We start from the raw sequence: 20850 nt of genomic DNA, 5'->3' as shown, positions 1-20850 counted from the left end.
TGATCGCCATGGCTATGCGTGAACCGAACGTCGTCGTTCTCGGTGGCGGATCGTGGGGGACCACCGTCGCGTCGATCTGCGCGCGCCGCGGGCCGACACTGCAGTGGGTGCGTTCCGAGGAAACCGCCACGGACATCAACGACAACCATCGCAACACGCGCTACCTCGGCGAGGGTGTCGAACTGAGCTCGACCCTGCGCGCCACCAGCGACTTCGCCGAGGCCGCGAACTGCGCCGACGTCGTCGTCATGGGCGTTCCCTCGCATGGCTTCCGGGGGGTCCTCACCGAACTGGCCAAGGAGCTGCGGCCGTGGGTTCCGGTCGTGTCGCTGGTCAAGGGGCTCGAGCAGGGCACCAACATGCGGATGTCGCAGATCATCGAGGAGCTGCTGCCCGGTCACCCGGCGGGGATCCTGGCCGGGCCGAACATCGCGAAGGAGGTCGGCGAGGGCTACGCCGCCGCGGCGGTGCTGGCCATGCCCGACCAACACCTGGCGACCCGGCTGTCCGGACTGTTCCGCACCCGGCGGTTCCGCGTGTACACCACCGACGACGTCGTCGGCGTCGAGTTGGCCGGCGCGCTGAAGAACGTCTACGCCATCGCCGTCGGGATGGGCTATTCGCTGGGGATCGGGGAAAACACCCGGGCGCTGGTGATCGCGCGGGCGCTGCGCGAGATGACGAAGCTCGGGGTGGCGATGGGTGGCGATCCCGACACCTTCCCCGGTCTGGCGGGGCTCGGTGACCTGATCGTGACCTGCACCAGCCAGCGCAGCCGCAATCGGCACGTCGGCGAACAACTCGGCGCCGGCAAGCCGATCGACGAGATCATCGCATCGATGAACCAGGTCGCCGAGGGCGTCAAGGCCGCCAGCGTGATCACCGAGTTCGCCAATGAGTTTGGCCTGAACATGCCCATCGCGCGTGAGGTCGACGCGGTGATCAACCACGGTTCGAGCGTCGAGCAGGCCTACCGCGGCCTGATGGTCGAGGTTCCCGGGCACGAAGTGCACGGGTCCGGCTTCTGATTCGTCAACCAAACAACTCGTAACGAAAATATTTGCATTCGATATGCGCCCGCGTGGGCGGCTTGACCCGCGCTTTGTCGCGCCCATACCGTCGAACGAGGCAGCCAGGCTCTGACCGCCGAATGGCGCAATTGTAATCGCCTGTGCGCCAACAGGCTACGCCGACGTAGCCAGGGGCAATACGGGGCTCGGAACATTCCCCGCTTACACCTAACGAGGGAAGCGACCGATGCAAGTCATTCAAATGGAACGCATACGATCCGTTGTCCGGCACGACCTGCCCTCGTCCCTCGTGGTGTTTCTGGTCGCACTTCCGCTGTCGCTGGGGATCGCGATCGCCTCGAACGCACCGGTGCTGGCGGGGCTGATCGCCGCGATCGTGGGGGGAATCATCGCCGGGTTCCTCGGTGGATCGCCGCTGCAGGTCAGCGGCCCCGCCGCGGGCCTGACCGTCGTGGTCGCCGATCTCATCTCCGATTTCGGCTGGGGGGTAACGTGTTTGATCACCGCGGCGGCCGGCGTGCTTCAGATCCTGTTGGGGCTCAGCCGCGTTGCCCGGGCGGCATTGGCGATCTCCCCGGTGGTCGTGCACGCCATGCTGGCCGGAATCGGGATCACGATCGCACTTCAGCAAGCGCACGTCCTGCTGGGCGGAAAATCGAAAAGCACGGCCTGGCACAACCTGATCGGCCTGCCGGGCCAAATCATCGACGCGCACCGGCCCGGGGCGCTGCTGGGCGCGCTGGTGATCGTCATCCTGATCGCCTGGCGCTGGGTTCCGGCTCGCCTGCGCTTCGTTCCGGGACCGCTGGTCGCCATCGTTGCGACGACGGTCATCTCGCTGGTCTTCCCGTTCCACGTGCGGCGCATCGAGATCGACGAGTCGCCGCTGAACGCGCTGCGGCTGCCCGACATTCCGCACGGCAACTGGGGCGCGGTAGCCATCGGCGTCATCACCGTCACGCTCATCGCCAGCGTCGAGAGCCTGTTGTCGGCGGTGTCGGTCGACAGGATGCACAACGGTCCGCGCACCGACTTCAACCGCGAGTTGATCGGGCAGGGCACCGCGAACTTCGTGTCGGGGACCATCGGCGGGCTGCCGGTCACCGGCGTGATCGTCCGCAGCTCAACCAACGTCAACGCGGGCGCGAAATCCCGCGCCTCCGCGATCATGCACGGCGTGTGGATCCTGCTGTTCACGGTTCCGTTTGCGGAACTCGTCGAGCAGATCCCGACGGCGGCGTTGGCCGGCCTGTTGATCGTCATCGGCATTCAGCTGTTGAAGCCGGCGCATATCGAAACCGCAATGAAGCACGGGGATCTCGCCGTCTACATAGTGACCGCGGTCAGCGTCGTCTTCCTCAACCTGCTGCACGGGGTGATGATCGGGCTGGCGCTGGCCATCGCGCTGACCGCATGGCGGGTGATCCGGGTCAGGGTCTCGGCGACACCGGTGGGGGCGGAGTGGCGGGTGGCGATCGAGGGGCCGGCCTGCACCTTCCTTGCTTTGCCCCGCCTGACCCGTGTCCTGGCGTCCATCCCGGCCGGAACAGTTGTCGCGGTTAATATTTCGGCCCAGTACCTCGATCATGCCGCCCATCAGGCGATCACCGATTGGCAGCGCCAGCATGAGGCCACGGGCGGCACGGTGCGGATCGAGGGGATTTCCGAGACGGGTCACCTCGTCCGTCGGCGCGCGGACGATCTGGTCGATCACGAAAGGCCGGGGGCCGCCGCCTAGTCGAACCCGGAAAGGCCAAAAGTGTCGCTGGGCGTGCGGCCGCTGAGCTTCTGAACTATCCACTGGTTCATCGAGACCCTCTCCTCGCTGGCTTCCAGGGCGAGGCGGGCGTGCAGTTCCGGTGATGTCCTGACTACGAAGGTGCCGCTGTAGTTGCGTTCGCAAAGGGGCGTGGGGGGCGCTTCTCCGCATGTCCGCATGGCGTCCACATGCTCGCGTGTGGCCTGCTCGATGGCGGCGACGGCCTGTTCGGCGGTTGGTGCTTCGCGCCTCAAGTAAGGCAATTCGATGCACACGCCGACGTACTGGTTGTAATCGGGCGACCATTGCACGCGGTAGGCATAGCGGTTCACGCCGGATTTGATAGCACATGCGCTATCGGATTCGCGAGTCACTTATCCCCAAGGAGAGCGCGGCTCTCCAGACCATGTGGCTGGCCCCAGATTTGATAGCGCATGCGCTATCGGATTCGCGAGTCACCCACCCCCAAGAAGAGCGCGGTTCTCCAGACCATGTGGCTGGCGCCAGATTTGATAGCACATGCGCTATCAAATTTGGGAGTCACCTACCCCCGCGCCATCGCCTCCAGCCGGCGGATGCGGTCTTCGATCGGCGGGTGCGTCGAGAACATCGATCCGATCCGCTCGCCCGCGCGGAACGGGTTGGCGATCATCAAATGAGCCTGGCTGGCCAGCTGCGGCTCCGGCGGGAGCGGCGCAACCTGAACGCCGCCCGAGATCTTGCGCAGCGCCGACGCCAGCGCCAGCGGGTCGCCGGTCAGCACGGCGCCCGACTCGTCGGCCTGGTACTCGCGCGACCGGGACACGGCCAGCCGGACCACGGTGGCGGCGATCGGGCCCAGCAGCGAAACCAGCAGCAGCGCAAAGGGATTCTCGCCGTCGCGGTTGCCGCCGAACATGCCGGCCCACATCGCCATATTGGCCAACGCGGTGATCACCGACGCCATCGCCCCGGCGACGCACGAGATCAGGATGTCGCGGTTGTAGACGTGCGAAAGCTCGTGGCCCAACACGGCGCGCAGCTCGCGCTCGTCGAGGATCCCCAGGATTCCGGTGGTGCAGCACACCGCCGCGTTGCGCGGGTTGCGGCCGGTCGCGAACGCGTTGGGCGCGTTGGTGTCGCTGATGTAGAGCCTGGGCATCGGCTGGTGCGCGGAGGTGGCCAGCTCGCGCACGATCCGATACATCACGGGCGCCTGCAGCTCGGAAACCGGCTGCGCGTGCATGGCGCGCAGCGCCAGCTTGTCGCTGTTGTAGTACGTGTAGACGTTCATGCCGATGGCGAACAGCACCGCGATCAACATTGCCGTCCGGCCGAACAGCGAGCCGACGAACACGATCAACGCGGACATACCGACCAACAGGGCGAAGGTCTTCAACCTGTTGGCATGCGGATGCCAGGTCATCGATGTCCTCCTCGGAGCGTCAACTATCGCTAATTGAACGCTCTAACCGGCGGCCAAGGTTCCGCTGGGATATTTCGCGCGCTAACCGTGCCGGCTCACGGTGTAATCGACCAGCGTCTCCAGGGCGCGCCGGCCGGGCAGGTCGGGCAAAAGCTCCAGCTCAGCGCGCGCGTCCGCCGCGTAGCGCACCAGGAACTGCTTGGCCTTGGCCATCCCGGGTGACGCCCGTAACAGCGCCAGGGCCTCGGCCACCGCCTCGTCGTCCTCGACGGGCCCGGACAGCAGCTCGCGCAGCCGCGCCGCATCGGCTCCCGGCTCGCGCAGCGCATAGACCATCGGCAGGGTGTGCACTCCCTCGCGGATATCGGTGCCGGGCAGCTTGCCGGACTCGTGGGAGTCGCTGTCGATGTCGATGATGTCGTCGGAGATCTGGAACGCGGTGCCCACGATGCCGCCCAGCCGGCTCAGCCGCTCGACCTGATCGGCGTCGGCGCCGGAGAACATCGCGCCGAACCGGCCCGCGGCGGAGATCAGGCACGCCGTCTTCTCGTACACCACCTTCAGGTAGTGCTCGACCTGATCCGCGCCCTCGGCCGCGCCGCGGCCCTCGCGCATCTGGCCGGTGACCAGCTGGGCGAACGTCTCGGCGATCAGCCGCACCGCGTCCGGGCCCAGCCGGGACACCAGACGAGACGCGGTCGCGAACAGATAGTCACCGGCGAGGATGGCGACGTTGTTGCCCCAGCGCACGTTGGCGGTGGGCGTGCCGCGGCGGACCTCCGCCTCGTCCATCACGTCGTCGTGGTAGAGCGTGGCCAGGTGCACCAGCTCGATGACCGCGCCGGCGATCGTCACCTCCTCGGCGTCCCGGTTGGGTCCGAGCTGCGCCGACAAGACGGTGAACAACGGCCGAAACCGCTTGCCGCCGGCCTTGAACAGGTAGGTCAACGAGTCGGTCATCACCGCGTCCGCGCTGCGCAGCTCGGTGTCCATGAGCTGCTCGATCCGCCCGACGCCGTCCCGCACGGTCGCGGCGAACGCGGCATCCCCGAAGTCGATGCCCGCGACTACCGTCGCCGGAGTACTCACGCGACCAACATACTGGGGGGTGTGAAGATCGGGGCTGACCTGGTGGTCGTGGGCGCCGGACCTGCGGGTTCGGCGGCGGCCGCCTGGGCCGCGCGCGCGGGCACCGACGTGCTGGTCATCGATTCCGCCAGCTTCCCGCGCGACAAGGCGTGCGGCGACGGCCTGACGCCGCGCGCGGTCGCCGAGCTGGAACGCCTGGGGCTGGGCGACTGGCTGGACACCCGCATCCGGCACCGTGGGCTGCGGATGAGCGGATTCGGCGGCGAGGTGGAGGTCGACTGGCCGGGCCCGTCGTTCCCGTCGACCGGCAGCGCAGTGGCCCGCCTCGAGCTGGACGACCGGATCCGCAAGTGCGCCGAGGATTCCGGGGCGCGGATGCTCCTGGGCACCAAAGCTGTTGCCGCACATCATGACTCGTCGAGACGAGTGTTGTCGCTGAGGTTGGCCGACGGCACGGAGGTGGCCTGTCGCCGGTTGATCGTCGCCGACGGGGCGCGCTCGTCGCTGGGCCGCAAGCTGGGCCGGCGCTGGCACCAGGAGACGGTGTACGGCGTGGCCGCGCGCGGGTATCTGACCACCCCGCGGGCCGACGATCCCTGGCTGACGTCGCACCTGGAACTGCGCTCCCCCGACGGCGCCGTGCTGCCCGGCTACGGCTGGATCTTCCCGTTGGGCAACGGCGAGGTGAACATCGGCGTGGGGGCATTGTCGACCTCGAAACGGCCGGCCGATCTGGCGCTGCGCCCGCTGATCTCGTACTACACCGACCTGCGCCGCGACGAGTGGGGCTTTTCCGGCGAGCCGCGGGCGGTGTCGTCGGCGCTGCTGCCGATGGGCGGCGCGGTCTCCGGCGTCGCCGGGCCGAACTGGATGCTGATCGGCGACGCCGCCGCCTGCGTCAACCCGCTGAACGGCGAGGGCATCGACTACGGCCTGGAGACCGGGCGGCTGGCCGCCGAGCTGCTGGACTGCCCCGACCTGTCGCGGGTGTGGCCGTCGCTGCTGCAGGAGCACTACGCCCGCGGCTTTTCGGTCGCCCGCCGGCTGGCGTTGTTGCTCACCTTCCAGCGGTTCCTGCCCGCGACCGGGCCGATGGCGATGCGCTCGACGCGGCTGATGACCATCGCGGTGCGGGTGATGGCCAACCTGGTCACCGACGACGACGCCGACTGGGTGGCGAGGGCCTGGCGCGGCGGCGGGCGGTTGTCGCGGCTGATGGATCGCCGCACGCCGTTCAGCTGAGCCGCCTTCCCGCGAGCAGCAGACGCAAAAGCCCCTTATTTCGTAGCGAAATTGGGGGCTTTTGCGTGCGCTCGTCGTATCAATGTCATTGACATGTATCAGCCAGCTTGATATATCTAGGGCATGACCCAACCAACAGATTTCCAATTCGACAGCGCCTACCGCGGCGACTCCCCGTTCGGCGCGGGCGTGCGTCCGCCCTGGAGCATCGGCGCGCCGCAACCCGAGCTGGCCGCCCTGATCGAGCAGGGCAAGTTCCACGGCGACGTCCTGGACGTGGGCTGCGGGGAGGCCGCGATCTCGCTGACGCTGGCCGAGCGGGGATACACCACCGTGGGGCTGGACCTCTCGCCCACCGCGATCGACCTGGCCCGCCGCGAGGCCGAGAAGCGGGGCCTGACCAACGCCACCTTCCAGGTCGCCGACATCAGCGACTTCACCGGTTTCGACGGCCGGTTCGGCACCATCGTCGACTCGACCTTGTTCCATTCGATCCCTGTCGAGGCGCGCGAGGGCTACCAGCAGTCGATCCGGCGGGCCGCCGCACCGGGCGCCTCCTACTTCGCCCTGGTCTTCGACAAGGCCGCGGTTCCCGAGGGCCCGATCAACGCCGTCACCGCCGACGAGCTGCGTGACGTCGTGTCCAAGTACTGGGTTGTCGACGAGATCCGGCCGGCGCGCATCCACGCCTACCTGCCCGAGGGCGCGGTCGTGGACATGCCGTTCGGCGAGGTTCGCGACGAGCCCGAAGGCCGCAAGTCGGTCGGGGCCTGGCTGCTCACCGCGCACCTGGGCTCCTAAAACAACCAGGTGTATAGTCCGTCTAATGAAGGCTTCGAGGCTGGCTTCTCTGATCGCCATGGCGGGCGCCGCTGTCGCACTTGCGGCGCCCGCGCAGGCCGACGACTACGACTACGTGTTCAAGAGCACGGTCAACTCGTTCGGCGTGTATGGCCCGCAGGACCAGCTCGCCTGGTTGGCGAAGATCAGCTGTGAGCGGATCGGCCGGGGCGTGGACGGCGACCCGTACAAGTCCGCCACCTTCGTCCAGCGCAACCTGCCGCGCGGCACCAGCGAGGGCCAGGCGTTCCAGTTCCTGGGCGCCGCGATCGACCACTACTGCCCCGACCAGGTCGGCTTCATCCAGCGGGCCGGCGCCCACTAGGCGCGGCCACTAGACCGGTTTGTATCCGGCGTGCAGCGCCACGATGCCGCCGGTCAGGTTGCGCCAGCGCACCGCCGACCATCCGGCCGCTGAAATCCGGTGCGCCAGCGTCGGCTGGTCCGGCCAGGCCCTGATCGACTCCGCCAGGTACACGTAGGCGTCGGGGTTGGACGACACCGCCCGCGCCACCCGCGGCAGCGCCCGCATCAGATATTCCTTGTAGGCGGTGGCGAACAGCGCGTTGGTGGGCGTGGAGAATTCGCACACCACCAACCGGCCGCCCGGCCGCGTGACGCGGAACATCTCGCCCAGCGCCGCCTGCTGGTCGGCCACGTTGCGCAACCCGAAGCTGATGGTGACCGCGTCGAACACCCCGTCGCCGAACGGCAGCTTGGTGGCGTCCCCGGCGACCTTGGGAACCCTGCGGCCCGCACCCGCCGCGAGCATGCCCACCGAGAAATCGGCGGCCACACACCACGCCCCGGATTTCCTCAGCTCCACCGTCGACACCGCGGTGCCCGCGGCCAGGTCCAGCACCCGCTGACCCGGGCCGAGCCCCAGGGCCGCGCGCGTGGCCCGGCGCCAGTAGCGGTCCTGCCCCGCCGACAGCACGGTGTTGGTGACGTCGTAGCGGCGGGCGACGCCGTCGAACATCGATGCGACGTCCCGGGGGTTCTTGTCTAGCGCCGCGCGGCTCACGACGTCGACCGTACCGGGTCAATACTGCCGGTACCTTCGCTGGACGTGCTCCTGGCGGACCCTGATCTGCTCTCGGCGCTGCTCGGGGGAAACGGCGCGGGTGGTCGCCGGGAGGTATTGACGGACCTCGGCCAGCGGCACCTTGCTCACGGTTGCGGTCGGCAGTTGGGGGGGCGGCGTGGAGTACGTCCACCGCAGGGCCAGAAACCCGCCGCGGTGCCCGGCGGTGTCGAGCCAGTTCGGCACGCCGGGATCGTCTGCGGCGACCACGTAGCGGAAGGTCCCGTCGGGGTCCGGCTCGGACTGAAACCCGTTCAGGCTGCTGACGTGGTTGGCGTAATCGAGCGACTCGCCCCAGAGGTTGGACAGGTGAAAGCCCATGTACGCCGGCGCCACCGGGACCGCGATTTCGATGAGCAGGGCCTCGTCGGGCTGCAGGTCGAACACGCCGCCGGAGTAGACGTTGGTGCTCTGGCCGCCGCCCATGGCGAGGTTGGCGAGCGCCGGCTCGTTGAGCGCGTTGCGGGGCATGAGGGTGAAGCCGTCACCGTTCTTGTCGCCGTGCGCCTCCAGCACGACGTCGTAAAACTCGTTCCAGAATCTCATCTGGTTTTCCACGATCGTGCCGACGCGACGAAGCTGGTGGGCCGCGGCGGCCGGGTCGATCGGCGCCGGGCGGGCGCCCTCCTTACCCAGCTGGACGATGTGCAGCTCCGGTGACTCCTCGCGCTCCCAGTCGTGAAAGAGCATGCGCGCGATCAGAAATCGCGCCGTCTGTGCGCCATCGGCCGTGGCCGTGGCGATGAAGTTGCCCGCGTGGCCGGCCGGCCGCCGGGGAGCCAGCAGGATCTCGAAGCGGCCGTCGTCGTCGACGGCGAGGTCGGCGACGTCCAGCGATCCGGTGACGGCGCGCCCGCCCGGCGCGAGTTCGGCGAGGCTGCCGGTGTCGCCCGCGTACACGGTGTGGGCCTCAAAGATGATGTACTGCGGCGGTTTAGCGCCCAGACGGCCGCGCACCCGGTAGTCCCTGGCGCCGTCGATCGAGGCCGACAGGTACAGGGCGTCGGCGTTGTCGATGGTCGCCTTGTCGAGCGGTTGGATGGCGCGCCGGAAATACGGGAATTCGGGATCCTCGAAGAAGGCGCGCTCGATGGCACTGAACACGAAGCCCAGCAGGTAGCGGTGCCCCTCCGCCAGGCCCTGTTCGGTGAGCGGTGGCGCGTGCAGCTCGGCGGAGTCGACGGCGTCGCGGGCCCGGGTCAGGGCGTCGATCATGTCCGTCCAGGCCGCGCGCAGATCGTCCCGGCTTGATTCAGTGGACATCTGCGTCCTCTCCTTCGGTGTCCCACTGGTATTCGTCGAACAGGGCGGCCAGGCGGGTGTGGATTTCTTCGGCGTCGAGCCCGAATTCCTCGAGGCTGTAGCGGTGGGCCGATTCGTGCCCTCCGCCGGCCGCCGCGAATGCCTTGGCCGCCACCGGCCCCAGCTCGAGCTCCAGCTCCCGGTAGATCCGGCGCATGGTGGCCTCGGGCCGCGCCACCAGCTCGCGATAGTCGACGACGACCGAGCGGACCTCGGGGTGCCGGGACAGGACGTCGAGCGGACGCTGGTAGGCATCGAACGATTGGTCGGCCAGCACGCGCAGCGATTTCGTGATCAGGCGCTCGTCGCGCCCGCGCAGGCCCCATTCGGTCTTCAGCAGCTTGAGCAGGCTCGGGATCGTCTCGTCGGGATTGCGCATGGGCACAATGAATCTCGCGTCGGGGAACGTCTCGATCAGCGATTCGACGCGACCGCAGAAGGTGGGGTTCTTGCTCAGGTGGGTCCCGCCGCCGTTGAGCGCGATCTGTCGCCGGACGCATTCTTTGTAGAAGTTCATCGCCCGGCGTCGTTTGCGTTCGGGCCACTCGTCGACGTGGTAGAAGTCGAGCTCGCCCATGAACGGGAACATCAGGATCCAGAAGCCCGAGCACAGCGACCAGGTGAGAAAGAAGTCGTCCTCTTCGGGGACGAAGAACCCGGTCTTGTGCATGTCGTCCGTCTGCGCGAACCGGCGCTCCTCGAGCACGTCGAGGCGGTGCCGCAGCCGCTTTCCGAACAGCGCGGCATCGACCCGAAACAGCAGGCGCAGCAAGCGCTTCTCCAACAGCGAGGGGAAGAACAGCTCGTACATCAGGCCGTAGCTGAACTGTGGGTCCGCGGCCATCAGCCGATGCAGGTAGGTCGTGCCGCTGCGGGCGTGGCCGATGCAAAAAGTCGGCCCGGTCACCCGCGTGCGGCGCAGCGATCCGAACACGATCGGGTCGAGCGTGAAGCACGCGGCGTGGATCGCCGCGACGAACGGAACGCCGACCAGGAATGCGAAGTAACGCGACCAGCGCTTCGAGCCCGGTGGGTCCCGGCGCAACAGCCCGAGCATCGTCCGGTAATTGGCCCAGTCGAAGTAGAAGCGCGTGCCCAACGCGAAACCTCCTCAGCGTGCGCTGATTTGGGCAGGCTATCGCCATGTATTTGACTATGTCAAATATTTCTTTGATACGGTCAGGGGCGTGACGGATGCCCCCAAGCGCGATTCCGTGGATTCCATCAGCGCCGCGCTTTCGCGGGTCGTGCGGCTCAGCGTGAGTCGTTCGGCGTTCGCGCGCCAGGCGTCGGCGGCGGACACCGAGCTGTCCCAGCCGTCCTACATGCTCCTTCGCGTGTTGATCGACGAGGGACCCCTGCCGATCGGGCGCCTGGCCACCATGGCCCACATGGACGTCGGGATGGCCACGCGCCGGGTGCGGGCTCTGGCCGATGCGGGACTGGTTACGCGGCGCCGCGATCCGGGCGACGGGCGGGTTTCGGTCATCGAAGCGACGGCGGCCGGCGAACGCGCCGCGGGCTCATTGCACGAGGTGCGACGGGACCACCTGGCCCGGGCGCTGTCGGGCTGGTCGGCGGCCGAGCTGGCGCAGTTCGATCGGCTGTTGACGAAGTTCCTCGAGGACACCACGCAGACGCCGATCAGGGTTTAGCCGCGCGGACCGGGAATGGGACGCGGGCGAACGCGTTATAGGGCTGCGTGAGCGAAAAAGTTTGGTTTATCACCGGTACATCAAGAGGCTTCGGGCGAGACTGGGCGATCGCCGCGTTGGAGCGCGGCGACAGGGTCGCCGCGACGGCACGCAACACCGCGACGCTTGACGACCTGGTCGACAAGTACGGCGACGCGTTGTTGCCGATTCAGTTGGACGTCACCGACCGCGACGCCGACTTCGCCGCGGTCAAGCGGGCGCACGATCACTTCGGCCGGCTCGACATCGTCGTGAACAACGCCGGCTATGGCCACTTCGGGTTCGTCGAGGAACTCTCCGAGCAAGACGCGCGCGAACAACTCGAGACCAACGTGTTCGGCGCGCTGTGGATCACCCAGGCGGCGCTGCCGTACCTGCGCGAGCAGCGCAGCGGGCACATCATCCAGGTGTCCTCGATCGGCGGCATCACCGCGTTCCCGTTGGTCGGCATCTACCACGCGTCCAAGTGGGCGCTGGAGGGCCTCTCGCAGGCGCTGGCCCAGGAGGTCGCGCCGTTCGGCATCCACGTCACCCTCATCGAACCGGGCGGCTTCGACACCGACTGGGCGGGCGCTTCGGCCAAGCACTCCGATCCGCTGCCCGCATACGACGAGCTTCGCGCCGCCGTTGCGGCCGAGCGCAGCAAGCGCTGGGCCAGCCCGGGCGACCCGTCGGCGTCGGCGGCCGCGCTGCTGAGGGTGGTCGACGCCGAGGAGCCGCCGCTGCGGGTGTTCTTCGGCGCCACCCCGCTGCAGACGGCCAAGGCCGACTACGAGAGCCGGCTACGCAACTGGGAGCAGTGGCAGCCGGTCGCGGAACTGGCGCAGGGGTAGCCAGCTGTTCGCCGGATGGTGAGCGGAAGTGACTGATACTGCGCGCTAGTGGGCGGTGGCGGTGTGGCGACGGGTGTTGGTGTCGGTGGCGGCTGCCAGGCTGTGGTCTATGGATGAGGGGCTAGCGCTGCGCCGGGTCGGTGATCCGGTGGTTGCCGACGCGCCGGCGGGCGTGCGGATCCGCGCTCGGATACGCCCCACGGACACCGAAGCCGAGGCGCTGACCGTGATCGGCGAGCTGTTGGGTTCGGTGTATCGCGGCGAGCTGGCCGGGCGGGTCCGGTTGGGCCGCTTGGACCGTGAGGCCCACGCGGTGTGGCGCTCCGGGCGTAAGCGGGCCCTCACGGCGGGGTCGTCGTCGCGGTGGGCCGGAGCAATTACTCGCGCGGTGGAAGACCAGTACCAGCTGGGGCTGAGGGGCTTGACCGCGCAGGTCGCGGATCTGCGCGCCGCGGTCGAGGTGCTCGAGCAGCGGTGCGTGTTGCGTCCCGGGGAGCGTGCGCCGGTCGCCGACACCGACACCGACACCGGCGGCCGATCGCGCCGCCGACGTCGTGGATATCGCAGCCCCGTAGAGCGGTTCACCAAGACTCGCCGGCTGGCGGTGCTGCGGGAGCGGCTCGCTGCGGCTGAGGAGGCGCTGGCGGCCGGTCGACCGTCGATCACGACCGGGGGGAAACGGTTGTGGCGCACCCGGAACCACCTTGATCATGCTGTTGTGACCGAACAGCAGTGGCGGGAGCGCTGGGATGCGGCGCGGATGTTTCTCACCGCCGACGGGGAGTCGGGCAAGGCCGGTGGCAACGAGACCATCCGCGTCGATGCGGCGGGCCGGGTGTGCATCAAAGTGCCCGTGGCCCTTGGCGAGGATCTCGGGCATCATCTGGTGATCGCCGCGCCGGTGGTCTTCAGCCACCGCGTCGGCGAATGGTGGGCGCGGGTCGCGGCGCGGTTAGCGGTGCGCTACGACATCAGTTACGACCCCGGTCGCGGGCGCTGGTATTTGGACGCCTCGTGGAAAACCTCTCACGGAGTGGCGCCCAGGCTCGAGGAGGTGCGGGACGGGCCGGTGCTGGGGGTGGACCTCAATGCCGACCATCTCGCGTGCTGCGTGCTTGATGCCTCCGGTAATCCGGTCGGTGAACCCGTCACCATTGCTGTTGAGACCGCGGGGCTGCGAGCGTCTCGGCGCGATGGGCGGGTCCGTGCGGCCATCAGCATGCTGCTCGATCTGGCCCACCAGCAGAGATGCTCGGCGATCGTGGTGGAAAACCTCGATTTCGCCGACGCGCGCGCTACCGGCCGCGAGACGCTGGGCCGCGGCCGGCGTGGGAAACGACTGCGCCGCACCATCGCTGGCATCCCCACCGGCAAGTTCCGCACCCGGCTGACCGCCATGGCCAGCCACCGCGGGATCGCGATCATCGGGGTGGATGCGGCCTACACCAGCCGCTGGGGTGCCCAGCACTGGCGCAAACCCTTACAACAACAGACTTCCGATCCGACAGCCGTGACCGTACATCACGCGGCGGCGGCCGCGATCGGGCGCCGTGGCCTGGGCTTGGCGATCAGGCGGCGGCCGGCGGGACCCCGCACTCGACAGCGGACGAGTGTGGGCACTTCACCGGCCAGGCCTGACCATCAACCCAGCGCCACACAACGACGGTGTCGTAGTTCCGGCCCACCCACACCCCCACGAGGAGCGCGGGTCCACCGGAGAACACCCACCGCCAGCGGCCAACACCGTTCGGGCCGCACAGGACACACTCCTGCCCAGCAATCAGGAACGGTAGCTCACTCCCCCTGCGCGTAGCGGTTCGCGAGCAGGCGCCGCCGGGCGAAGGGCGACAGCACCGCCTCGTAGTGGCCCAGCAGCTCATCGCAGATCACCGGCCAGCTGCGGCCGAGGACGCTGCGCCGGGCGGCCGGCGCGTAGCGGTGCCGGTCGGCGAGCAGGTGCTCGGCAGCGGCGGGCAGCCGCGCCTCGAACTCGTTGACGGGCAACAACAGTCCGGTGCGGTACGGGGCGATCAGGTCGCGCGGTCCCCCGGCGTCGGGGGCGATCACCGGCAGCCCCGACGCCAGCGCCTCCTGCACGACTTGGCAAAAAGTCTCGTGTTCACCGGGATGTACGAAGACGTCCATGCTGGCGTAAGCGGCGGCGAGCTCCTCGCCGTACAGCGCTCCGGTGAAAACCGCTGTGGGCATCGCGGATTGCAGTTTCGCTTGGTCGACGCCGTCGCCGACGATCACGACCTGCACGGAATCGTTGGCGTTCAACGCAGCCAGACGTTCGACGTGCTTCTCCGGCGCGAGGCGGCCGACGAACCCGACGATCGGCTTCCCGGCCGGCGACCAGCGCCGCCGCAGTGCCTCGTCGCGCCCCGACGGCGCGAACCGTAGCACGTCGACCCCGCGCGCCCACCGATGCACCCGCGGGAACCGATGAGAGACAAGCGATTCCATCGTCACGCTGGACGGGGCCAGGGTGCGGTCGGCCAGGCTGTGCAGGTGGCGAAACCACGCCCACGCGGCGCGCGTCGTCATCGGGATGCCGTAGCTGGCCGCGAAACCGGGGACGTCCGTCTGGTACACCGCGACCGTCGGCACCCCGAGCCAGCGGGCCGCCTTCACCCCGCCGTAGCCGAGCAGCGCCGGCGACGCGAGGTGCACCACGTCGGGATCGAATCCCTTGAGCACGCTCACCATTCGGGGCATCGGAACCCCGAGCGGCAACGTGGTCACCTTGGGGAACATTCGCGACGGCACCCGATGCACCCGGATGCCGTCGTGAATGCGGTCCGCCCGCGGCTGACCCGGCGGATTGTCGGGGGCGATGACGAGGGCCTCGTGCCCGGTGCGACGCAGGTGCTCCAGCACGCGCAGCACTGAGTTGCTGACACCGTTGACATTGGGGAGGAAGGACTCGGCGACGATTGCAACGCGCACGAACCCCACGATCGCAGCGTCGGCTGTCGATAAGGTTGCCTACGGGCATACGTCGTGCGAAATTTGCTGGTCGGACGCCGCGTCGCGGCGGTCCAGCCACCTATCCAGCAGTGCCAGGCCCGTCAGGGCGGCCGCCGCGACCAGCCAGGCCACCACCGCGATGGATCCCGCCGGGATGATCGCCAGCCCGGCGTTGCGGTGCTGCACCCGAACCAGGTTCGGATCGTTCTTGTTGTATTCGACGTAGATCCGCATGCCCGTCGCCAATTCCGACGGATACAGCACACCGAGCTCGGGCCGGTAGGTGACGCGCTCGGGTGTGACGAATTCGATGGTGGAGCGCCGCGGCCCGGCGCTGAGCACCTCCGCCTGCGCCACCCCCATGTGGTGTCGAATCGCGAGGTCGTCGCGCCACGCGCCGGCCACCAGGAGCAGCGACTGCAGCGTCACCAGGCCGGCCACGATCAACACCGCAATCCGCAACCAGCGCAACGCAATCCTGGCCCGCGTCTTCGGCGGCTCATCGCTGCGCCCATGAAGAAGTATGTGCAGCAACACTTTTGGATTGGTCACAGGGCGGCCTTGATGGCGGCGTGCAGCTGCCGCAGCGAGGACCGGTCGGCCTTGACCTCCAGCACCCGCATGCCCGCCGCCGGTTCGTCGAGGGCCGTGGCCAGCTCGTCGACCTCGATCTGGCGGCTCTCGACGTGATAGGCGCGACACAGCGCGCCGACGTCGACGTCGTGCGGGGTGCCGAAGATCCGCGAGGACACATCGGAGAACCTCGGGTCGCCCTGCTCGAGCAGCTCGAAGATGCCGCCGCCGTTGTCGTTGGACACCACGATCGTCAGCCGCTGCGGTGTCGGCTCGGTGGGGCCGATCAAAAGGCCGGAGCTGTCGTGCACGAAGGTCAGGTCACCGATCAGCGCCACGGTGCGCCCCTCGTGTGCCAGGGCCGCCCCGATGGCGGTGGACACGGTGCCGTCGATGCCGGCGACCCCGCGGTTGGAGCGCACCTTTATCCCGTGGGTGTCCAGTCCCACCAGCGCCGCGTCGCGGACCGGGTTGGAGGCGCCGAGCACCAGCTGGTCCCCCGGGCGCAGGGCGTCGGCCACGGCCGCGGCGACGTGCAGCCCGGTGGTCAACGGGTGCGCCTCGAGCTGGTCGCGCACCGCCCGGTTGGCGTGCCGGTTCAGCTCCGCGCAGCGGCGCAGCCACGCCTCGTGTGGCGTGCCGGTGGTGACCGCCCGGGTGCCGGTGGCCTGCGAGTTTCCGGAGACGTCGGGCCAGCGGGGGCCGGTGGTCAGCGCGTACACCGGCACGTGCGGGTCGGCCAGCAGCGCCGACACCGGCCGGTGCAGCGTCGGGCGACCCAGCATGATCACCTGCTTGGGGCGCAGCAGCGGCAGCGTCAGCGGGTGCAACGGGTTGGCCGGCGCGGGGGCCGTCGGCTCGGCGACGGTGGGCAGTCGCTCCAGGTTGGGGTGCGTACCCGCGCCGTGTCCGGCGATGACGACGGTGTCGGGCGTCAGGTCGATTTCCAGCGGTTGGTCGAACGTGACGGGCGGCGTGTACGTCCAGGGCCTCCCGCCGGGCCGGCCCTGCGGGACGGCCGCGCCGTGGGGTTCGGGATCGGGCACCAACGGTTCGCGCAGCGGGATGTCGAACTGCACCGGGCCAGCGTTGGCGGTGCGAGATCCCGTGGCGGCAGCCAACACTCGGCACGTGGCCGATCGCCAGGTGGCGTTGAGCGAATCCATCCGCTCGGGCCCCTCCTCGGCCAGGCCCAGGCTGATGGTGGCGCGGACCTGGGTGCCGAAGTAGCCCAGCTGCTCCATGGTCTGGTTCGCCCCGGTGCCCAGCAGTTCGTAGGGCCGGTTAGCCGACAGCACGATCAGCGGCACCCGGGCGTAGTTGGCCTCGACCACCGCGGGGCCCAGGTTGGCCACGGCGGTGCCTGACGTCATCGCGACGCACACTGGCGAGCCCGCCGCGATCGCCAGCCCGATGGCCAGGTAGCCGGCGGTGCGCTCGTCGATGCGGACGTGCAACCGCAGCCGCCCGGCGCGGTCGGCGTCCTGCAGGGCGAATGCCAGCGGCGCGTTGCGCGACCCGGGGCACAGCACCACGTCGCGGACGCCGCCGCGAATCAGCTCGTCAACGACGACGCGGGCCTGGGTCGTCGAGGGGTTCACTCCTACAGCGTGTCACAGCCGCCCGGGGGCGGCTCAGGCCCGCACGCTCGCGAAGAACTGCAGCGCCGCGGTGTTGACGGCCTGCGGCCGCTCCAGGAACCCGAGGTGCCCGGCGTCGGGTATCTGCAGGTACCGCCCGTTGGGCATGGCGTCGGCGACCTCGCGTCCCAGGTAGGCCGGCGTCACGATGTCGTCGGCGAAGCCCATCACCAGCACCGGCGCGGCGATGCTGCGGTAGGCCGCCAACCGGTTGGTCTGCGGGGAGACGTACATCTGGGCGCGCAGCCCCGGGGTCTGCTTGACCGGCCAGGTGCAGAACATCGCGATCCAGTCGTCGACGGCCGCGTCGTCGTTCAGCGTCTTGCGCGAAAAGCTTTCCAGCAGACGGTTTCTCGCGTCGAGCATGGGCGGCACCGTGACCCCGGAGGCGTGCAGCTCGACCTCGGCCTCGTGGAAGAACTGGCGGGCGCGGTCCAGGCGGCCGCGGGTGGCCATCAGCACGGCCGAACTGACCAGCTCCGGCCGCGCCACCATGAGTTCCTGCGCGATGAACGCGCCCATGGACACTCCGACGATCCGCGCCGGGGCGGCGCCCAGCGATTCGATCAGTGCGGCCGTGTCGGCGACCATCGTCTGCGTCGTGAACCCCTCGGCGTTTTCCGTGTCGCCGATCCCGCGGTTGTCGAAGGTGATGCAGCGGTACCCGGCCGCCAAGAAGGCCGGGACCTGATGGGGGTGCCAAGTTCGCCCGGCGCCCCCGCGGCCGGCGATGAAGACGACGGGCTCACCGGAGCCGCGGTCGTCGTAAGCCAGATTGATCACCCGGACGACGGTACAAGCAGCGGATGGCAGGCCCGGACCCGGTCGATCCACCATTGCCGCCGCTCGGGTGGCGCGGCCAGCGCCCGCAGCCGCGCCTGGTCCGGCGTCACCGTCCCGACCGGCAGGAAGCCGTCGACGGGCGCGGCGACGTCCGCCACGTCTTCCGCGAACAGCCCGCCGGTGCCGAGCCCGCAGGCGTGGCGAAGTTGCGGCAGGGCCGCCGCGGCGGTCAAACCATGGCAGATGCCGACCGCCGAATCCAGCGCGCTGGAGACCACGACCGGGACGTCGATCTGCGCGGCGATCGCGAGCATGGCCGAAACCCCGCCCAGCGGAGCGACTTTCAGCACGGCCATGTCGGCGGCCCCGGCGCGGACCACGGCGAGCGGGTCGTCGGCCTTACGGATGCTCTCGTCGGCCGCGATCGGCACGTTGACCCGCGCCCGGAGCGCCGCGAGTTCGCCGACCGTCGCGCAGGGCTGCTCGAGGTACTCCAGCGGGCCGTCGGCGGTGAGGGCTTGAGCGGCCCGAACGGCCTCCTCGACCGTCCAGCCGCCGTTGGCGTCCACCCGCACGGCCTCGACCAGCTGGCGCGCCGCGTTGACCCGGGCGACGTCGTCGGCCAGCGTCTGCCCCGGCTCGGCGACCTTGACCTTGGCCGTGCGCGCCCCGGGGAACCGCGACAGCACCTCGCCGACCTGGCCGGCGGGGACGGCCGGCACGGTGGCGTTGATCGGGATCCGGTCGCGCCGCATCGGCGTCGGCGGCCGGTACGCACCCTCGATCCCCGACGCCAGCCAGTGCGCGGCCTCGCGCGGGCCGTATTCGACGAAGGCGCCGAACTCGCCCCAGCCGGCCGGCCCCTCGATCAGCGCGACTTCGCGCGTGGTGATGCCGCGGAAGCGCACCCGCATCGGCAGCGCCACCACGTGCAGGCGGTCGAGCAGGTCCCCCAGGTCCGGCCTCACTGGCCGTAGACCTGGCGGCCCGCCAGATACGTCGCGCGCACGTCGAGGTCGGCGATGCGCTCGGGTGGCACCGTCCGGGGATCCGCGGACAGCACCACCAGGTCGGCGTACTTGCCGACCTCCAGCGAGCCGATCACGTCGTCGGCGAACAGCTGCCAGGCGGCGTCGATGGTCTGCGCGCGGATCGCCTGTTCGACGGTCAACCGCTCCTCGGGCGCCAGCACGCGGCCGCTGGGCGCCGTGCGGGTCACCGCCACGCTGATGTTGCGCAGCGGCTCCTCGGGCGTCACCGGCGGATCGTTGTGCAAGGAGATCCGCATGCCGGTCGCCACCGCGGAACCCGCCGGCATCCAACGGGATCCGCGCTCGGGCCCGAACAGGCCGTCGACGATGACGTCGCCCCAGTAGTGGATCTGGTCGACGAAGATGCTGCAGGTGACGCCCAGGTCGGCGGCCCGTTGGAGTTGCTCGGGCCGGATCGCGCCGACGTGCTCGAGGCGCAGCCGGTGATCGGGGCGCGGATGGCGCTTGATTGCCTGCTCGTAGACGTCGAGGATGGTGTCGACGCCGGCGTCGCCCTGCACGTGGCAGGCCATCTGCCAGCCCAGCGGGTAGTACGCGCCGACGATTTCCCTCAGCTGTTCGGCGGTGTAGTTGGCGCATCCGCAGGAACCGGGCGGCACCCCGATGGTGCGCGTCGCCTCGGTGTCCAGGTACGGGAAGGACAACGCGATGTTGCCGATCCACGGGGAGCCGTCGACCCAGATCTTGATGCCGACCTGGCGCAGCATGTCGTCGCCCTGGCCGGGCGTGGCGGCGGTGGCCATCCGCGGGTTGGACACCTCGTAGGTGCGCAGCCGCACCGTCAACCGGTCGTGCAACTGCGCCACCATCGGCCCGAAGTTCGGGTCGAACGCCATCTCCGAACACGTGGTGAGCCCGGCCCGGTTGAGCCGGGCGCACTCGGCGAGCAGCATCGCCGGGTAGCTGTCGGCCTGGATGGCGCCGCCCAGCAGCGGAAACACCGCGCCGATCTCCTCGGCGGTGCCGTCGAGTTCCCCGTCGGCGGCGCGGCCGTACTTGGCACCCTTCGGGTCCGGGGTGTCCCGAGTCAAACCATTGAGCCGGGCGGCGTGGGAATTGAAGAAGGCCTTGTGCCCGGAATTGTGGATGATGACCAGCGGCCCGTCCGGAGCGATCTCGTCGAGCCAGGCCGGCGTCGGCTGCGGAAGTCCCGGCTGCAGCAGGGCGTCCCAACCGTTCAGGTAGGCGCCGGCCGGCCCCCGGGCGGCGACCTCACCGCGGATCGCGGCGACGACGTCGTCGGCCCGGGGAACGGTGACCGGGCGGATGTCGACGATCCGGTCCGACAGCGCGACGGCCTCCATCAGTGGATGGCCGTGCGCCTCAACGAATCCCGGCATGACGCAGCCGTCCCCGACGTCGACGGTTTGGGTGTCGGGGCCGATGAGGTGGGAGAGGTCGGCGCGGCTGCCGACGGCGACGATCCGGCCGTCGGCCGCGGCGAGCGCCTCGGCTGTGGGGCGCGCGTCGTCGACGGTCAGTACGGTCCCGGTGACGACGAGATCTGCCTGCCCCATGTGCACGGATGCTAGTGCGTGGAGGGTCCAGCCGAC

General features: G+C 69.4%; 20 protein-coding genes. 8 read left to right on the top strand and 12 right to left on the bottom strand.

Annotated elements, in window-relative coordinates; all coding sequences use genetic code 11:
- Positions 1-2 precede the first annotated feature (2 nt).
- Both AC5Y5E_RS12290 and AC5Y5E_RS12285 read left to right on the top strand, forming a co-directional pair.
- The gene (locus tag AC5Y5E_RS12290) at positions 3-1028 is read left to right on the top strand and encodes an NAD(P)H-dependent glycerol-3-phosphate dehydrogenase (RefSeq protein WP_499903304.1); all 1026 of its coding nucleotides are present in this window, start codon (positions 3-5) and stop codon (positions 1026-1028) included.
- Positions 1029-1257: 229 nt separating this feature from the next.
- Entirely contained in the window at positions 1258-2769 is a 1512-nt protein-coding gene (locus AC5Y5E_RS12285) for a SulP family inorganic anion transporter (RefSeq protein ID WP_499903241.1), read from the top strand.
- Here the strand turns inward: AC5Y5E_RS12285 and AC5Y5E_RS12280 are convergent.
- The 3 genes from AC5Y5E_RS12280 to grcC1 all read right to left on the bottom strand — a co-directional run bounded on the left by AC5Y5E_RS12280 (position 2766) and on the right by grcC1 (position 5284).
- Entirely contained in the window at positions 2766-3122 is a 357-nt protein-coding gene (locus tag AC5Y5E_RS12280) for a type II toxin-antitoxin system HicB family antitoxin (protein ID WP_499903240.1), read from the bottom strand. The two genes, AC5Y5E_RS12285 and AC5Y5E_RS12280, sit on opposite strands and share 4 nt — an antisense overlap.
- Before the next feature lie 212 nt (positions 3123-3334).
- Complete coding sequence (htpX, locus tag AC5Y5E_RS12275) at positions 3335-4195, bottom strand: zinc metalloprotease HtpX (RefSeq protein ID WP_499903239.1); 861 nt, start codon at positions 4193-4195, stop codon at positions 3335-3337.
- An 81-nt stretch (positions 4196-4276) separates the two neighbouring features.
- On the bottom strand, positions 4277-5284 hold the full coding sequence (gene grcC1, locus AC5Y5E_RS12270) for a nonaprenyl/(2E,6E)-farnesyl/geranylgeranyl diphosphat synthase (RefSeq protein ID WP_499903238.1): 1008 nt from the start codon (positions 5282-5284) through the stop codon (positions 4277-4279).
- A 21-nt stretch (positions 5285-5305) separates the two neighbouring features.
- On the opposite strand from grcC1, the gene menJ reads away from it, so the two are divergent.
- From menJ to AC5Y5E_RS12255, 3 genes are all read left to right on the top strand, one after another.
- A complete protein-coding gene (menJ, locus tag AC5Y5E_RS12265; RefSeq protein ID WP_499903237.1) occupies positions 5306-6526 on the top strand; it encodes a menaquinone reductase MenJ in 1221 nt (406 codons plus the stop codon).
- Positions 6527-6649: 123 nt separating this feature from the next.
- Positions 6650-7327, top strand: coding sequence for a class I SAM-dependent methyltransferase (locus AC5Y5E_RS12260; RefSeq protein WP_499903236.1), 678 nt, complete (start codon positions 6650-6652; stop codon positions 7325-7327).
- A 25-nt stretch (positions 7328-7352) separates the two neighbouring features.
- The gene (locus tag AC5Y5E_RS12255; protein ID WP_499903235.1) at positions 7353-7691 is read left to right on the top strand and encodes a DUF732 domain-containing protein; all 339 of its coding nucleotides are present in this window, start codon (positions 7353-7355) and stop codon (positions 7689-7691) included.
- A gap of 9 nt (positions 7692-7700) precedes the next feature.
- Here the strand turns inward: AC5Y5E_RS12255 and AC5Y5E_RS12250 are convergent, their stop codons facing one another.
- The 3 genes from AC5Y5E_RS12250 to AC5Y5E_RS12240 are packed head-to-tail and all read right to left on the bottom strand — an operon-like array spanning position 7701 to position 10809.
- Positions 7701-8390, bottom strand: a complete 690-nt coding sequence (locus AC5Y5E_RS12250) for a demethylmenaquinone methyltransferase (RefSeq protein ID WP_499903234.1) — start codon at positions 8388-8390, stop codon at positions 7701-7703.
- A gap of 18 nt (positions 8391-8408) precedes the next feature.
- Complete coding sequence (locus tag AC5Y5E_RS12245; RefSeq protein ID WP_499903233.1) at positions 8409-9713, bottom strand: DUF1214 domain-containing protein; 1305 nt, start codon at positions 9711-9713, stop codon at positions 8409-8411.
- Positions 9703-10809, bottom strand: a complete 1107-nt coding sequence (locus AC5Y5E_RS12240; RefSeq protein ID WP_499903303.1) for a sulfotransferase family protein — start codon at positions 10807-10809, stop codon at positions 9703-9705. Before AC5Y5E_RS12240 ends, AC5Y5E_RS12245 begins: the two co-directional genes overlap by 11 nt.
- 130 nt (positions 10810-10939) lie before the next feature.
- Between AC5Y5E_RS12240 and AC5Y5E_RS12235 the strand changes: the two genes are divergently transcribed.
- From AC5Y5E_RS12235 to AC5Y5E_RS12225, 3 genes are all read left to right on the top strand, one after another.
- Positions 10940-11407 (top strand): MarR family winged helix-turn-helix transcriptional regulator, encoded by a 468-nt coding sequence (locus AC5Y5E_RS12235; RefSeq protein ID WP_499903232.1) that lies wholly within the window; start codon positions 10940-10942, stop codon positions 11405-11407.
- Positions 11408-11454: 47 nt separating this feature from the next.
- Positions 11455-12279 carry an SDR family oxidoreductase gene (locus tag AC5Y5E_RS12230; protein WP_499903231.1) on the top strand — a complete coding sequence of 275 codons (825 nt, stop codon included), beginning with the start codon at positions 11455-11457 and terminating at the stop codon, positions 12277-12279.
- 109 nt (positions 12280-12388) lie between these two features.
- On the top strand, positions 12389-14092 hold the full coding sequence (locus AC5Y5E_RS12225) for a nuclease/transposase family protein (protein ID WP_499903230.1): 1704 nt from the start codon (positions 12389-12391) through the stop codon (positions 14090-14092).
- On the opposite strand, the gene AC5Y5E_RS12220 is transcribed toward AC5Y5E_RS12225, so the two are convergent.
- The 6 genes from AC5Y5E_RS12220 to AC5Y5E_RS12195 are packed head-to-tail and all read right to left on the bottom strand — an operon-like array spanning position 14074 to position 20814.
- The gene (locus AC5Y5E_RS12220) at positions 14074-15228 is read right to left on the bottom strand and encodes a glycosyltransferase family 4 protein (RefSeq protein ID WP_499903229.1); all 1155 of its coding nucleotides are present in this window, start codon (positions 15226-15228) and stop codon (positions 14074-14076) included. The two genes, AC5Y5E_RS12225 and AC5Y5E_RS12220, sit on opposite strands and share 19 nt — an antisense overlap.
- A 39-nt stretch (positions 15229-15267) precedes the next feature.
- Complete coding sequence (locus tag AC5Y5E_RS12215; RefSeq protein ID WP_499903228.1) at positions 15268-15801, bottom strand: DUF3592 domain-containing protein; 534 nt, start codon at positions 15799-15801, stop codon at positions 15268-15270.
- Complete coding sequence (gene menD, locus AC5Y5E_RS12210) at positions 15798-17423, bottom strand: 2-succinyl-5-enolpyruvyl-6-hydroxy-3-cyclohexene-1-carboxylic-acid synthase (RefSeq protein WP_499903227.1); 1626 nt, start codon at positions 17421-17423, stop codon at positions 15798-15800. The genes AC5Y5E_RS12215 and menD overlap by 4 nt, the downstream gene beginning before the upstream one ends.
- 33 nt (positions 17424-17456) lie before the next feature.
- Complete coding sequence (locus AC5Y5E_RS12205) at positions 17457-18245, bottom strand: alpha/beta fold hydrolase (RefSeq protein ID WP_499903226.1); 789 nt, start codon at positions 18243-18245, stop codon at positions 17457-17459.
- Complete coding sequence (locus tag AC5Y5E_RS12200) at positions 18242-19213, bottom strand: o-succinylbenzoate synthase (RefSeq protein ID WP_499903225.1); 972 nt, start codon at positions 19211-19213, stop codon at positions 18242-18244. The genes AC5Y5E_RS12205 and AC5Y5E_RS12200 overlap by 4 nt, the downstream gene beginning before the upstream one ends.
- On the bottom strand, positions 19210-20814 hold the full coding sequence (locus AC5Y5E_RS12195; protein ID WP_499903224.1) for an amidohydrolase: 1605 nt from the start codon (positions 20812-20814) through the stop codon (positions 19210-19212). Before AC5Y5E_RS12195 ends, AC5Y5E_RS12200 begins: the two co-directional genes overlap by 4 nt.
- Positions 20815-20850 lie beyond the last annotated feature (36 nt).

The organism is Mycobacterium sp. NGS54 (assembly GCF_059812465.1).
The sequence above is the reverse complement of the archived record's forward strand: the minus strand, read 5'-3'. Positions and strand labels throughout refer to the sequence as shown.